This window comes from Pseudomonas sp. (genome assembly GCF_050739775.1).
Taxonomy (GTDB): domain Bacteria; phylum Pseudomonadota; class Gammaproteobacteria; order Pseudomonadales; family Pseudomonadaceae; genus Aquipseudomonas.
Window position 1 is genome coordinate 1 of sequence record NZ_JBOICA010000015.1, and the last position, 14,550, is coordinate 14,550.

The following is a 14,550-nucleotide window of genomic DNA, read 5'->3' on the forward strand; positions in this document are numbered from 1 at the left end:
TCCTGGGTGCCCGAAAAATGATGCAACTGATGGGCTGAAAGGCCTTTTACAGCACAAAAACAAACGCCCCGAACAAGTCGGGGCGTTTGGCTTAAGGCCTGTCAGCGTGTTTTCACACAGTCTGCTGCGGGCCTCTTTTTTCATGCCGTTGGAAATCGTGGCTGAACAATCCCTCGCTCCGTGCTGTCAACAGGAGGTAGGGCAGATTCAGCCTGAGCCTCAGTACAGAGGAGAATCCAATGAAAGCGTGGGTCATTACCTTTGTTGATCAGCACGGCGAGCGAACCTCGCTGCCTTTCACGTCCGAGCAAGAACCTGGCATCGAGGAGGCCGCGCGGCTGATTCGTGCCCATCTGTTTCCGGTCATGGACGAACTGGACCTCAATGACTTTCAGGATCGCGCCAGCACGCCCACGGCCAAATGGCTCAAGGAGCAGAGCGGGGTGGAGATCACCGCCATTACCGAGGCGTCCTGAGCCCGCTAATTGGCGCGCTTGGCAAGTTGGCGCTACGCTGCAATCAAGGTCGGGCCGTCTTTTTGATTGCCCGGGCTTGCCGATCCACGTCATGCATCAGCTCGAATTGCCCCCGCACGGTTTGTGTGGCGGGCAGGTGCGTTTTGCACTGAAAGTCTATCCATCGGTAGTTAGGAGGACGATTCATGAGCAGCCAATACGAGGACATCAGCAGCACGGTTCTGCGCCAGATGAAAGAGGGCGGTTTCAACTTTGCCCAGATTCATCCCATTGAGTTCTATGCGGTTTTTCCTGATGAGGCACGGGCACGACGGGCAGCGGGACAGTTTCGTGGGGAGTCGCTCAGCGCCCAGGTGCATGAACGCGATGATGGCGCCTGGCACCTGGAGTTGAGCAAGGTGATGTACGCCACCTACGGCGGTATCGGTGAATTCGAGCAGGACTTCGAAGCGCTCATAGCTCCTTTGGGCGGTGAAATCGAAGGCTGGGGCGTGAAACAGGAGCGCCCGCTGGCCTGAGCGACGCTTCGCAATGAAGCGTTGAGCACATAGCCGCCGGGGCGGTTGCACGCATCTGGTGCAACCGTTCTTTGTTGAGAATACAACCTATTGAAATCCAAGGAATTATGCCGCTGGCACGGGGCTTGCGATGGCTCAGGTGCACGGGTGACAAGGAGTTCGGCATGATCCGCACCTTTTACGATGAGATGTACAGCGCAGACGGCCAGGTTCGTCCGCACTACCGGGAGTTCGCCCGCTGGTTGGCCGACACCCCACCGGAACTGCTGGCGCAACGTCGGCGCGAAGCCGATCTGCTGTTCCATCGCGCCGGTATCACCTTCACCCTTTATGGCGACGAGCAGGGCACCGAGCGCCTGATCCCCTTCGATACCATCCCGCGCAGCATTCCGGCCAGTGAGTGGCGGGTGGTGGAGCGCGGCTGCATCCAGCGGGTCAAGGCCCTGAATTTGTTCCTGGCCGACCTCTACCACGGTCAGCGCATCATTCGCGCCGGGATCATTCCGGCAGAACAGGTGCTGGCCAACGAGCAGTACCAACTGGCCATGCAGGGCTTGGACCTGCACCGCGACATCTATGCGCATATCTCCGGGGTCGACCTGGTGCGTGACAGTGACGGCAGCTACTACGTGCTCGAAGACAACTTGCGCACCCCCAGCGGCGTCAGCTACATGCTCGAAGACCGCAAGATGATGATGCGGCTGTTTCCCGAACTGTTCGCCGCCCAGCGCATTGCGCCGATCGACCACTATCCCAACCTGCTGCTCGACACCCTGAAAAGCGCCAGCCCGCTGGATGACCCCAGCGTCGTGGTGCTGACCCCGGGCCGGTTCAACAGCGCGTTCTTCGAACACGCCTTTTTGGCCAGGGAAATGGGTGTCGAGCTGGTCGAAGGGGCTGACCTGTTCGTGCGCGATGAGCGTGTGTTCATGCGCACCACCGACGGGCCGAAGGCGGTGGATGTGATCTATCGGCGCCTGGACGACGCGTTCCTCGATCCCTTGGCGTTCAATCCCGAGTCGATGCTCGGCGTGCCTGGGCTGTTGTCGGCCTATCGCTGCGGCAACGTGGTGTTGGCCAATGCCATTGGCACAGGCGTGGCTGACGACAAATCGATCTATCCCTATGTCACCGAGATGATTCGTTTCTATCTGGACGAGGAACCGATCCTCAACAACGTGCCGACCTGGCAGTGCCGCAAGCCGGAAGAACTGTCTCATGTGCTGGCGCACCTGCCAGAGCTGGTGGTCAAGGAAACCCAGGGTTCGGGTGGCTACGGCATGCTGGTCGGGCCGGCCGCGACACGGGCCGAAATCGACGCCTTCGCGGCCAGGATCAAAGCGCGCCCTGCGGCGTATATCGCCCAGCCGACCCTGTCGTTGTCGACCTGCCCGACCTTTGTGGAAAACGGCATTGCCCCGCGGCATATCGATCTGCGTCCGTTCGTCCTGTCCGGCCGGGAAACCCGCGTGGTGCCCGGTGGCCTGACCCGGGTCGCGCTGCGCGAAGGTTCGCTGGTGGTCAACTCGTCCCAGGGCGGCGGTACCAAGGACACCTGGGTGGTCGAGGATTAAGCCATGTTGAGTAGAACTGCCTCTGATTTGTACTGGATGTCGCGCTATCTGGAGCGCGCGGAAAACCTTGCGCGGATGCTCGACGTCAGTTATTCGCTGTCGCTGATGCCCCAGGACGGTCGTGGCGATGGTCTGGATGAAATGGCCATGCCCTTGCTGATCACCGGCACCCTGGACGACTACCTGGAGCGCCATGGCCAGTTGCATGCCGAGCGCCTGCTGCACTTTTTTGCCCTGGACCCAGACAACCCGGCGAGTATCTACAGTTGCCTGGGCGCGGCACGCGCCAGTGCTCATGCGGTGCGCGGGCGGATAACCGCGGATATGTGGGAAAACATCAACGCCACCTGGCTGGAAATTCGCGGTATTGCCGAGCAGGGCCTGGGCCGCTACGGCATGAGCCGCTTCTGGGAGTGGATCAAGGAGCGTTCGCACCTGTTTCGCGGCGCCACTTACGGCACCATCATGCGCAATGACGCCTTTCGCTTTATCCGCCTGGGCACCTTCATCGAACGTGCCGACAACACCCTGCGCCTGCTCGATGCACGCTACGAAATGCTCGGCGAAGAGGCCGAGGCGGTCAGCGACAGTTCGGCCCGTGGTTACTACCAGTGGAGTGCCTTGCTGCGCGCGTTATCCTCGTTCGAGGCCTACACCGAGATTTATCGAGACGCGCCGGCAGCCCGTCATGTGGCCGAGCTGTTGCTGTTGCGTGCTGACGTGCCGCGCTCGCTGCGCGCCTGCACCGAGGAAATCGATCTGATTCTCGCCAGCCTGCCCGGCAGCAACGGCCGGGCTGCCCAGCGTCTGGCCGCCGAGGTGGATGCGCGGCTGCGCTACACCGGCATCGACGAGATCCTCGCCGAAGGCCTGCACCCCTGGCTGACCCACTACATCCCGCTGGTGCGCCAGTTGGGCAACGCCATCCATAGCGCCTACCTGGAGGCAGTATGAGACTGACCATTAGCCATGAAACCGCCTACCACTATGAAGACCAGGTACGGGCCAGCATCCAGTATTTGCGCCTCACGCCCCATGACAGCGAGCGCCAGCAAGTACTGGCTTGGCAGCTGGACCTGCCACGTCCGGTGCGGGCGCAACGGGACCCGTTCGGCAACATCCTCCATGTGTTGAGTCTGGAGGAGCCGCATTCGGATCTGGTTATCGGCGCTCGCGGGCTGGTGGATATTGACGAAACCCGTGAAGCCGAGCACGAAGCACAGTCGCCGTTGCCGTTTTTGCGTTTCACCCGCCTGACCGAGGCCGATGAAGCCTTGCGCGCCTTCGCCAGTCAGCAATGCCGTAAGCGGCGGGACCGTTCGGCGCTGATCGAATTGATGAACGCCCTGAACCAGCGCATGGCCTACCGGCCTGGCAGTACGGCGGTGGACACCAGCGCCGCCCAGGCGTTTGCTGGCGGCGCTGGCGTCTGCCAGGACCACACCCATGCCTTCCTGGCGTGTGCACGCAGCCTGGGGGTGCCTGCGCGGTATGTCTCAGGCTACTTGTTCGACAGTCAAAGCCAGCAGATGGCCAGCCATGCCTGGGCCGAAGCCTGGCTGGACGATGCCTGGTACAGCTTCGACGTGACTAATCAGTTGGCCAGGCCCGAGCGTCACCTCAAGCTTGCTGTTGGCCTGGACTACCTTGATGCCTGCCCGGTGCGGGGCATGCGCCGGGGCGGCGGTTTCGAGCAGATGCACGCCAAAGTCTTGGTGACGCCGAGCTTCAGCGCTCAGCAACAATGAGTCAGGGCTGTTTGCGTGTGGCCATGTGCGCAAGGTAAGCGAGCAGGGCATCGAGTTCCGGTTCGCTGAGCACGGCATTACTGAAACCGGGCATTTTTGCCTGAGGCCATTGGCGCAAGCTCTGTGGGTCACGAATGTAGCTGCGCAGGAACGCCGGCTGGAAGTACTCGGTGGGGTTGTGCGGCAGGTTCAGGTCCGGGCCGAACTGCGCGTCGCCAGCGCCATTGAGGCGGTGGCAGGCCAGGCAGTTTTTTGGAACAGGGCCAGGCCCAGGCTGACCGGGTCGTCACTGGCCAGCTGCGCAGCCGGGAGCAGGGCTGGGAAGCGCGCGGCGACCGGTGCCAGGCGGCGAATGCTGGCGACCTGGAAGGGCCACTGTTCCGGGCTGATGTGTCCGGCTTGTGGCTCAGTCCATACCAGGTAAAACGGACCGGCACTGGGTTTGCCAGCGCCCAGCGGGGGCCAGGGCTTGGCCGGATCTTCGACGGCCAGCCAAGCCCGTGCCGGACCGTCCTTGAGCAATGGGGCGGCCGGCATCTCGGCGGCAAAGCCATCATCGGCCACGGCTTGCAGGTGATCTTCTGGTGCGACGCCGTCGAGCAACACCGCCAGCGGCACGGCGCGGTAGTGCATGGTTCTCTTGTAGGAGACGTCGTTGTCGATCTGGATATCCCGCGCCTTGGGATGGGCGAGCAGTTCAGCGCTTTGCCAGTGCCGGCTGCCATTTCCCAGCTCCAGGGTCAGCTGCGCCGCCTGCAGGGGCAGGCAGAGCAGGATCAACAACAGGACGAGGCAATGGCGCATAGGCAATCTCCAGCAGGTCAGGGCTGGCAGCGTACCTGCGCAGGGCCGTAGTGGGCCATAGTGAGGTTCAGCCGAACAGACGTGACAGGTTCGGCAAGATCAACAGCAATGTGGTGGCGAAGAGAATGAGCCCGGCTTGACGTACTTTGGGTTGTTTGAACATGGCTGACCGCCTTTTTGTTGTTATTCCTGAGTGCCCAGTGGCTTCCTTGTCGTCGATCCGGCAAACATGGGTAACGCGGTTTGACGTCCAGACGCGAACCTTTGCTAATGGGTATACAACTAACCTTAGAGTCAGCGTCACCTGTGTTTTAGAACGCTTTAGTATTTCAATATTAAATAATGTGTTTTTTAGCTATGAGGCCTTGTGCTATCTAGCAACTTTTCCCCCTGCTAGACGCTTGCGTTGCTCCTGTACCTGGATCCACTTGCGCTGACCGTTCGTCAGTACATCATACTTGCTTGCAAGCCTTATTCGGGGCAGGCTCTAGGGGGCAATCCCGCCTTTGTCGTTCAGGACTATTTTTATGTCGCTACGCATCTGCATCCTGGAAACCGACGTCCTGCGACCCGAGCTGATCGGGCAGTATCAGGGCTACGGACGGATGTTCGAGCAGCTGTTCGCCAGTCAACCGATCGCCGCCGAGTTTGACGTGTACAACGTGATGAAGGGCGACTATCCCGCCGATGACCAAGTGTTCGACGCTTACCTGGTGACTGGCAGCAAAGCCGACTCCTTCGGGGCTGATCCGTGGATCGAGACCCTCAAGGGCTATTTGCTCGAGCGCTACCAGCGCGGCGACAAGCTATTGGGCGTATGTTTCGGCCATCAGGTACTGGCCTTGGTGCTGGGCGGCAAGACCGGACGTGCGTCCCAGGGCTGGGGCGTGGGTGTGCATCGCTACCAACTGGCCGCCAAGGCCCCCTGGATGGACCCGACAGTCTCCGAACTGACCCTGTTGATCAGCCACCAGGACCAGGTCACCGAGTTGCCGGCAAACGCCACGGTGATCGCTTCCAGCGATTTCTGCCCTTATGCCGCCTACCACATCGCCGATCAGGTGCTGTGCTTCCAGGGTCATCCAGAGTTCGTCCACGACTACTCTCGTGCGCTGCTGGACCTGCGTCAGCACAGCCTGGGCCAGGAGGTCTACCAGAAAGCCGTGGCCAGCCTGGTCGAAGAGCACCAAGGCGGCATGGTCGGCGAGTGGATGCTGCGCTTTGTCGCGCAGCAGCAAATCGCTAAAGCCAGCCTGAGCGCTTGAAACTGGCAAACAGCGCCGTGCACCCGCCGACGATTGTGCCCAACACCACGAAGTAACCGTAGTGCCAGGTCAGTTCCGGCATGTTCTCGAAGTTCATCCCGTAAATACCCGCCAGCGCGGTGGGAAACGCCAGGATCGCCGCCCAGGCGGCGAACTTGCGCTGCACGATGCTCTGGCGTGATGACTCCAGCAGCATGCCGATCTCGATGGTCTGGCTGGCGATGTCGCGGATCCCGGCCAGGTCTTCCATCTGCCGGGTCACATGAATCTGCACATCACGAAAGTACGGGCGCATGTTCTTGTCGATAAAGGGGAAGGTCAGGCGCTGCAGCTCTTCGCTGATCTCGACCATCGGCGCCACGTAGCGGCGCAGGCGCAGGATGTCGCGGCGCAAGCTGTGCAGGCGGTGGACGTCTTCATCCCGGAGCGAGCGGCTGAGTACACTTTGTTCCAGCTCTTCGATCTCGCCGTGGATGGCTTCGCTGACCGGTTGGTAGTTCTCGGTAACGAAGTCGAGCAGGGCGTAGAGCACGAAATCCTCGCCATGTTCCAGCAGCAACGGACGCGCTTCGCAACGCTGGCGGACCAGGGCGTAGGACTTGGAGTGGCCATTGCGGCAGGTGATGATGTAGCCTTTACCGGCAAAGATGTGGGTTTCGATGAACTCCAGTTTGCCTTCATGGCGCACTGGCGAGTAAGTGACGATGAACAGCGCGTCGCCGAAGGTTTCCAGCTTCGGCCGGCTGTGTTTTTCCAGGGCATCTTCAATGGCCAGTTCATGCAGGTTGAACTGGCATTGCAGGTTGGCCAGCTCCTGGGCATTGGGTTCTTCCAGGCCGATCCAGACGAAATGCCCGGGTTTGCTGGCCCATTGACTGCCTTCATCGATATTGATGTTGGTGACTTTTCTGCCGGCGCTGTACACCGCCGACGCAACGACTCGTCCCATGGTGGTTCGCTTCTTCTGATTACCGTGCCACTAGCTTGGTCTGACACACAGAATTGAGCAACCACTTAGGCCGGCAGCAATTCAACTTCCATCAGATCGATGCAACGTTGCATTTGTATCCGGCATTGCTCGGCCAGGGCCGGGACGTCCTGCTGGGTCAGACCGCTGGTGGCGATCGGCGGCAAGGAGCGGATGATGACCTTGCCTCGACGCCAGCTGTTCAGGCTCAGGCGATGGGCGTAGCGGCTGACACAGACGGGCACAATCGGCACACCGGCCTCGACGGCCATATGGAAGGCGCCTTTCTTGAACGGGATCAACTGCTCGCCGGCGTTGCGCGTGCCTTCGGGGAATACCCAGATCGACGTGTCGTTTTCACACAAGGTACGCGTGGTGGTCTGCATGGCGCGGCGAGCATGGTAGGCGTTACCACGGTCAATCAGTACGTTACCGCCCAGCCAGAACAGCTGGCCGAACAGTGGTATCCATTTAAGGCTTTTTTTGCCGATGCACACGGTACGCGGCGGCACCACGTGACCGAGGACAAACAGGTCATGGTTGGACTGGTGATTGGCAATGATCACGCAACCAGGGGGCTGGTCGAATAGCGGACCGACCTCGGCTTTGACATCCAGGCGCATCAACCAGGTGGCAGGCAAACCGTACAAGCGTGCGTAAATACGGCTGTTATCCGGGTTGAATGGCCGGCACAGGCCGATCAACACACCGACAATTCCGATAAGAACAAAATGCAGCCCCAACAAGAGCATGCGTATAAGAAAAAGCATCGTACGACTCACATCTGGCAAACGCGGCGCAGTGTACGGGTGTGCACTTGCTCGGGCAAACGCTCAATGCGGTCGTAGCGGCCTGATTGCGCAAATAAACGCAATCAGGCCTTGGTAGGGGTCAGCCCAGGTGTTCCTGGTCGCGGATGATCGCGTCGTCGAGGGTGTCGAGCAGCGCCTTGCGGACCTTGAGCTTGGTGTGTTTATGCGCGTTCATGTTGATCTTCTTCAACTGACGCGCAGCCGCCAATGCGGTTTCCTGCAGGTGTTCGACCGGCACCACCTTGTCGAGGAAGCCGGCATCCACGGCGCTGGCCGGGTCGAACATTTCGGCATTGATCACCGAGCGGTGGAACGCCGAGCGACGCAGGCGGTCACGGGCCAGCTCGATACCGGCGTGGTGCATGGTCATACCGATCTGCACTTCGTTCAGGCCAATGCTGAAGGGGCCTTCGACGCCGATGCGATAGTCGGCCGACAGCAGCAGGAACGCGCCCTTGGCCACAGCATGGCCTGGGCAGGCGACAATGATCGGGAACGGGTGCGAAAGCATGCGACGGGCCAGGGTGGAGCCGGCGGTGACCAGGCTGACGGCTTCTTTCGGGCCTGCGGTCATCACCTTGAGGTCATAACCACCGGAAAGAATACCCGGCTGGCCGGTGATGATTACCACTGCGCGATCCTGCACGGCCTGATCCAGGGTGGCATTGAAGGCGGCAATGACGTCGGGCGAGATGGCGTTGACCTTGCCGTTGTTCAGGGTCAGGGTCGCGATGCCGTCTTCGAGGTGGTAGGTAATCAGCTCACTCATGACAGGGTTCCTAAAGGGAGAGTGGGGCAGACGTTACTCAGGCTTGGCAGTGAGGTAAAGCGCTGTGACTGACCGGCCGGTCAGCCCTTGGCCGCTTTACCTTGGCAAGTTGGGGGCAGGCGCTTGCGCACTGCCGAAGCACTCCAGAGATTGGCGACTTTGCCCTGTGCGCCGCCGTTTTTTGGCGGACTGGCTTAAGCGCATGAAAATTCTGAAAAAAACCTTTGCCATCAGAACCTGTTTCGACTACATTAGCGCGCCTCGACAGGCTGAACTGCCTGAAGAGAAACGGTGAAGTGTCCGAGTGGCTGAAGGAGCACGCCTGGAAAGTGTGTATACAGGAAACTGTATCAAGGGTTCGAATCCCTTCTTCACCGCCACTTTTAGAAAAGCCCCCGATCTGAGCAAGGCCGGGGGCTTTTTGCATTTGCGGTATCCATCGCGGGACAAGCCCGCCCCACAGCGATCGCTGTGGGGGCGGGCTTGTCCCGCGATGAGGCCCTCAGAAACTCACAGAAGCCGACACCCGCGCAGTCCTCGGCGCGCCCTGGAACAGATAGCCATCCCCCAGGTACTCCCCGGCATCACGCCAGTAGCGCTTGTCGAAGACGTTATCGACCATCAGCCGCAGGGTTGTGTCGTATCCGCCTATCTTTGTGCTGTAACGACTGCCCAGATCGAACACGGCATAGCTGCCAACCTCCACCGTACCCGCCTGGTTGGCGTACTTGCTGGTGCTGTAGCGTGCCCCGCCGAGCAATGCCAGGCCGGCAATCGGCAGGCTATAGTCTGCCTGCACTGCAGCGCGCAGGTTCGGCACGTTGAGCGCCTGGTGATCTTCGAAGTCGGCGGTCCCGCTGTTCTTCACCCGGGCACGGATGGCCGCGGCGCTGGCATTGATCTGCAGGCGTGAGGTCAACCAGCCGCTGGCGCCCAGTTCCAGGCCGATGTTCTTCTGCTGGCCTTGCTGCACGTAGGTGAAATGGCCCGCGCCGTCCGGCCGCGAATATTGATAGGCCTGACGCAGCTGGAACAACGCCGCGCTCAGGCTCAGGCGCTGCCAGTCGCGCTTGATGCCGACTTCCAGTTGCTGCGACAGCGTGGGGGCGAGGATTTCGGCGCTGTTGCTGGCGAACCAGGGCGCAGTGCCACCGGATGAGATCCCCTTGCTGTAGCTGGTGTACAGGGAGACGTCCGGGCGCGGCTTGTAGATCAGTGCGGCGTTGGGCAGCAGCTGATAGTCGCGGGTATGGCGGCCAGGGTTGCCCTCTTCGTCGAAGGTCTTCTCGTCCAGGCGCACCAGGCGTGCACCAAGGACGGTCTGCCATTGTTCGTTGAAGCTGATCCGATCACTGGCAAACAGGCCGTACTGGCGGCTGTCCAGGCGGCGGGTGCTGGGGCCAATGGTTTTGTCGGACGGTGGCAGTACCGGCGTCTGCTGGTAAATATTGCCACTGCCGATCCATTCGTTGAAATAGGGGCGCAGGTCCTGCGTGCGGCGCTGGGCACTGGCGCCGACCGTCAGCTCGTGGTCCAGGCCCATGGCATCGAAGCGACCATTGAGCGCCGCCTGCGCTTCGTCGGTGCGGCGGGTATCGTCGGGGCTGCGGTAGTCATAGATGTCATAATCGCCTGCGCCGCTGAAATAGGCGCCTTCGCTCGAGCCCCAGGCAAATGAGCTGTAGTCGTCGATCACCACCTTGCTGCGCGAGGCACTGACGGTGCCGGTCCAGTTGTCGCTCAAGCGGTATTCGAAGCGCCCGCCCAGGTTCAGTGAGTCGAGGGTGACCGGATTAGCCCATTGCTGGTAGGCCAGGCGGTCGTGTGGGGCGATAGCGTGGGGCAGGCTGGTACCGCCCAGCAGTTGATAACCTGGCACCGAGCGCTGTTCGCGCTGCTGGTACTCAGCATCCAGTTGCAGCACCGCATCGGGGTTGATCTGCCAGTCGAAGGCCAGAGCGGCGAAATCGCGCTTGCCGTCGGCATGCTCAACATAGGAACGGATGTCTTCATGGGCCAGGTTGGCGCGCAAACCAAACTGGCGCTCACTGCCGAACCAGCCCCCGAGGTCGGTGGCGATGTAGCGCTCACCCTGCTCGTTGCTCGACACCGTCACCGAACGCACATCCGCTGCACGTTTGGTCACGTAGTTGATCAGCCCGCCGGGTTCGGCAACGCCACTCTGTAAGCCGGACAAGCCCTTGAGCAGTTCGACCTGCTGCTTGTTTTCCAGCGCCACGTTCTGTTCGCCGGCGATGGTCTGGCCGTTGATCTTGTAGCTGCTGGCGGCATTGAGCTCGAAGCCGCGCACGTTGAAGTTTTCGTAGTAACCGATCGGCGCATAGCTTTCGCCCACTGATGCGTCGCTTTGCAGCACTTCGCTGAGCTTTCGCACCTGTCGATCCGCCAGCAGTTGCTCACTGAAGACCGCCACCGATGCCGGGGTGTCCAGTAGCGGGGCGGGTGCGAAGCCTGCCACCGACGCTTCCTGAACCTGGTAACCCTCGCTGTAGGACTCGGAGACCTTGACCGGAGCCAGGGTGATGCTGTCCTGGGCCAGGCTGTGCGAGGCCGGCAGCGCCAGGCTCAGGCTGAGCAGGCTCAAAGGCAGGCGAGGGCGGGGCAGGGTCATGCAGAAAGCTCCTTGAAGGCGTGCAACAGACGCGCCGTTATGTATCGTCGCTGTCCGGGGGGCGTGAGGCCGATGCATTGAAGAGGGAACAGGCCTGCCGGCATTGCGCCAGGCAGGCGGGCGCGCATCTTAGCAGGGGCGACCGGATCACGGTGCCCCTGTTTCCAGCGCTTGGAGATTGAACGAACGAGCCGCCGCCGGATTCAGCGGTTGGCGGCTGGCAACGAATGGCGGCGCCAGTGACCGTTGAGCTTCGACCAGGTCTTGCTGTCAGTGATCGCCATCAGCTTGCGGCCATCCTTGAAGGTGGCCAGGAAGGTGATTTCTTCCTCCTTGCCACCCAGCCATAGGCCAGCAATCAAGCCGACCGGCCCCGCCACCAAGGCACCGGCCATGCCCCAACCCAGGGCACTACCCAGGCTGCGACTGGACTCCTGATTGGCGACGATCAGTTCACTGATGCGGGTAAGGGCGATTTTTTCCCCGATAGAAGGGCTGCGGCAGGTCTTGAGTGTGAGCGATCCATTGCGGTACTCGCCTTCACCTTGCAAGAAATCGCCGGACTGAACCGTGAGCCTTGTCATAGTGGCATCCAGATAGAAGGGGCTGTTGAGCAATCCCTACTCAGCGCCTGGGGCCGCCACAAGTCAATCGGCAGGCGACGGAGGGTCGGTCGGCGAGTTGTTACAGATAAGTATTTTCCTTGCGGATCAGGTCGAAAGGGATAAAGCGGGCTGTCGCGTTCTTATAATAAAAGTTCGAGTCTACAACTAAAACCGGTCAGTCAATTTTCGTCTAATGTCACAGTTTTTGTTGCGTTCGATATATCGTTATTTGCGCAAATTGATGCAGGCCAGTGAAATCTGGGTTCTTCACGCAACGGCCGTTAGCTAAGTAACAATATTGAAAATTGGCGTCAAAAAAAGCTGGACAGTTCATTTCCGAGTGTGTCAGTTTTTCCCCGCCTCATAAAGGCGAGTGATAGGACGATCTCGCCGCGGGAGCGTCCTGTTGGACAACAACTGCTTTTTTGTAAACAAGGAAGTGTCTGTATGTCGAAAGTCAAAGAAAGCGCTATTGTTTCTGCCGGTTCTGTATTGCAACCTCAGGGTGCAAGTACGGCTTTCGGTCTGATCAATAGCTTCGGCCATCAGTATGATCGCGGCGGCAATGCGACAGTCAATGGCAAACCATCGTTCTCGGTCGATCAGGCTGCTACCCAATTGCTGCGCGATGGCGCGGCGTGGAGAGACCTGAACAAGGACGGCACCATCAACCTGACCTATACCTTTCTGACCAAGGCCCCGTCCGATTTCTACGGTCAGGGCCTGGGTGCGTTCAGCGCCTTCTCGGCTCAGCAGAAGGCACAGGCCAAGCTGTCCATGGAGTCCTGGGCAGATGTGGCGAAAGTGACCTTCAAGGAAGCGGCCTCAGGTGGCGACGGTCACATGACCTTCGGCAACTACAGTGATGGCAGTACCGGTGGCGCGGCGTTTGCCTACCTGCCGTTCTACAGTCCCGGTTCGCACAAAGGCGAATCCTGGTATCTGATCAACAACCAGTACCAGGCCAACGTCAATCCGGAAAACGGCAACTACGGCCGTCAGACGCTGACTCATGAGATCGGCCATGTGCTGGGCCTGTCTCACCCGGGCGACTACAACGCCGGGGAAGGCTACCCGACCTACGCCGATGCCTCCTACGGCCAGGACACCCGTGGCTACAGCGTCATGAGCTACTGGAGCGAGAGCAACACCAGCCAGAACTTCACCAAGGGCGGCGTGCAGGTTTACGCTTCGGCACCGCTGATGGACGACATTGCCGCCATCCAGAAGCTCTACGGCGCCAACTACGCCACCCGCTCCACTGATACAGTGTACGGCTTCAACGCTACCGCCGATCGCGATTTCTACTCGGCCATCTCGGCTTCGTCGAAGGTCGTTTTCGCCGTGTGGGACGGGGGTGGCAACGACACCCTGGACTTCTCCGGTTTTACTCAAAACCAGAAGATCAACCTCAATGAAGCATCGTTCTCCGACGTCGGCGGCATGGTCGGCAATATTTCTATTGCCAAAGGTGTCACCGTGGAGAATGCCATCGGCGGTTCGGGTAACGACCTGCTGATCGGCAACGCGGTGGCCAACGCGCTCAAGGGTGGTGGCGGCAACGACATCATCTACGGCGCCGGTGGCGGCGACACACTCTGGGGCGGTGCCGGTTCTGACACCTTCGTCTTCGCTGCCAGCAGCGATTCGGCTCCGAGTGCGCCTGACCGGATCATGGATTTTGCCAGCGGCCAGGACAAGATCGACCTGTCGGCGATCTCCGCCTTTGCTGTTAATAAGCTGCCGCTGCAGTTCGTCGATGCCTTCACTGGGCATGCTGGCGAGGCGGTACTGAGCTTCGACCAGGCAAGCAATCTGGGCAGCCTGTCCATCGACTTCACCGGTAACAGCCTGTCTGATTTTCTGGTGACCACCGTCGGTCAGGCCGTCGCCACGGATATCGTGGTCTGATTGCCAACCCCCGGGGAGCAGCGCTTCGGCGCTGCTCTTTGTCTCTGAGCAAGGCAGGCAGATGATGGTACGCAAACCTAGGGTCGCGCTCGGCGCGCTATCAATGATGTTGATGACAGAGGTCGGTATGGCGAGCAGCCTGCTACTGCCCAATCCCGCGCAATTGGCCGGAGACTGGGAGCTTTATGCTGAAAATGAAAAGGCCGCGGCGTGCCAGCTGCAGTTGCGTGCTCCGGAAACCCTCCTGGAGGGCGATCTTCAATGCCTGCAGCAATTGATTGGCCAGCCAGCCAGTGGCTGGCTGGTGACCCCCGATACCCTTGCTCTGATGGGCGGCGACGGCAGCGCGGTGGTGCACTTCAATCGTTACAAGCCCAACCTGTACAAATGGACAACGCCCGCTGGAAAAACACTTTTGCTGGAGCGTAAGAATAATGAATAAGCCTGTGTAAGTAAGTGCCGATTTTTC

General features: G+C 60.3%; 13 protein-coding genes, 1 tRNA gene and 1 pseudogene. 9 read left to right on the forward strand and 6 right to left on the reverse strand.

Features of this window, described 5'->3' with window-relative positions; genetic code table 11:
• Positions 1 to 239 precede the first annotated feature (239 nt).
• The 5 genes from ACRESH_RS09780 (at position 240) to ACRESH_RS09800 (ending at position 4,316) form a co-directional block, all read left to right on the forward strand.
• A complete protein-coding gene (locus ACRESH_RS09780; protein WP_431741799.1) occupies positions 240 to 476 on the forward strand; it encodes a hypothetical protein in 237 nt (78 codons plus the stop codon).
• Positions 477 to 661: 185 nt separating this feature from the next.
• On the forward strand, positions 662 to 994 hold the full coding sequence (locus ACRESH_RS09785; RefSeq protein ID WP_431741800.1) for a ribonuclease E inhibitor RraB: 333 nt from the start codon (positions 662 to 664) through the stop codon (positions 992 to 994).
• 164 nt (positions 995 to 1,158) lie between these two features.
• A complete protein-coding gene (locus ACRESH_RS09790; protein ID WP_431741801.1) occupies positions 1,159 to 2,568 on the forward strand; it encodes a circularly permuted type 2 ATP-grasp protein in 1,410 nt (469 codons plus the stop codon).
• Between the two features lie 3 nt (positions 2,569 to 2,571).
• Entirely contained in the window at positions 2,572 to 3,522 is a 951-nt protein-coding gene (locus tag ACRESH_RS09795) for an alpha-E domain-containing protein (protein ID WP_431741802.1), read from the forward strand.
• Entirely contained in the window at positions 3,519 to 4,316 is a 798-nt protein-coding gene (locus ACRESH_RS09800) for a transglutaminase family protein (RefSeq protein WP_431741803.1), read from the forward strand. The genes ACRESH_RS09795 and ACRESH_RS09800 overlap by 4 nt, the downstream gene beginning before the upstream one ends.
• Before the next feature lies 1 nt (position 4,317).
• On the opposite strand, the pseudogene ACRESH_RS09805 reads toward ACRESH_RS09800, so the two are convergent.
• Positions 4,318 to 5,120, reverse strand: a pseudogene (locus ACRESH_RS09805) (c-type cytochrome).
• Positions 5,121 to 5,647: 527 nt separating this feature from the next.
• Here ACRESH_RS09805 and ACRESH_RS09810 point away from each other — a divergent pair.
• Complete coding sequence (locus ACRESH_RS09810; RefSeq protein WP_431741804.1) at positions 5,648 to 6,385, forward strand: amidotransferase; 738 nt, start codon at positions 5,648 to 5,650, stop codon at positions 6,383 to 6,385.
• On the opposite strand, the gene ACRESH_RS09815 is transcribed toward ACRESH_RS09810, so the two are convergent.
• The 3 genes from ACRESH_RS09815 to ACRESH_RS09825 all read right to left on the reverse strand — a co-directional run bounded on the left by ACRESH_RS09815 (position 6,363) and on the right by ACRESH_RS09825 (position 8,933).
• On the reverse strand, positions 6,363 to 7,334 hold the full coding sequence (locus ACRESH_RS09815; protein ID WP_431741805.1) for a magnesium and cobalt transport protein CorA: 972 nt from the start codon (positions 7,332 to 7,334) through the stop codon (positions 6,363 to 6,365). The two genes, ACRESH_RS09810 and ACRESH_RS09815, sit on opposite strands and share 23 nt — an antisense overlap.
• A 65-nt stretch (positions 7,335 to 7,399) precedes the next feature.
• Entirely contained in the window at positions 7,400 to 8,122 is a 723-nt protein-coding gene (locus ACRESH_RS09820) for a lysophospholipid acyltransferase family protein (protein WP_431741806.1), read from the reverse strand.
• A 121-nt stretch (positions 8,123 to 8,243) separates the two neighbouring features.
• Positions 8,244 to 8,933, reverse strand: coding sequence for a crotonase/enoyl-CoA hydratase family protein (locus ACRESH_RS09825; protein WP_431741807.1), 690 nt, complete (start codon positions 8,931 to 8,933; stop codon positions 8,244 to 8,246).
• A gap of 290 nt (positions 8,934 to 9,223) precedes the next feature.
• Here ACRESH_RS09825 and ACRESH_RS09830 point away from each other — a divergent pair.
• A tRNA-Ser gene (locus ACRESH_RS09830) sits at positions 9,224 to 9,313 on the forward strand.
• Between the two features lie 122 nt (positions 9,314 to 9,435).
• Here the strand turns inward: ACRESH_RS09830 and ACRESH_RS09835 are convergent.
• Together ACRESH_RS09835 and ACRESH_RS09840 are read right to left on the reverse strand one after the other, a co-directional pair.
• Positions 9,436 to 11,565: a TonB-dependent siderophore receptor gene (locus tag ACRESH_RS09835; protein ID WP_431741808.1), complete on the reverse strand. Its 2,130-nt coding sequence runs from the start codon at positions 11,563 to 11,565 to the stop codon at positions 9,436 to 9,438.
• Between the two features lie 203 nt (positions 11,566 to 11,768).
• Positions 11,769 to 12,149 (reverse strand): hypothetical protein, encoded by a 381-nt coding sequence (locus tag ACRESH_RS09840; RefSeq protein WP_431741809.1) that lies wholly within the window; start codon positions 12,147 to 12,149, stop codon positions 11,769 to 11,771.
• A 468-nt stretch (positions 12,150 to 12,617) separates the two neighbouring features.
• Here ACRESH_RS09840 and ACRESH_RS09845 point away from each other — a divergent pair, with 468 nt between their 5' ends.
• Positions 12,618 to 14,081, forward strand: coding sequence for a serralysin family metalloprotease (locus ACRESH_RS09845; RefSeq protein ID WP_431741810.1), 1,464 nt, complete (start codon positions 12,618 to 12,620; stop codon positions 14,079 to 14,081).
• 61 nt (positions 14,082 to 14,142) lie between these two features.
• Positions 14,143 to 14,523 carry an AprI/Inh family metalloprotease inhibitor gene (locus tag ACRESH_RS09850; RefSeq protein WP_431741811.1) on the forward strand — a complete coding sequence of 127 codons (381 nt, stop codon included), beginning with the start codon at positions 14,143 to 14,145 and terminating at the stop codon, positions 14,521 to 14,523.
• The last annotated feature ends 27 nt before the right edge of the window (positions 14,524 to 14,550 follow it).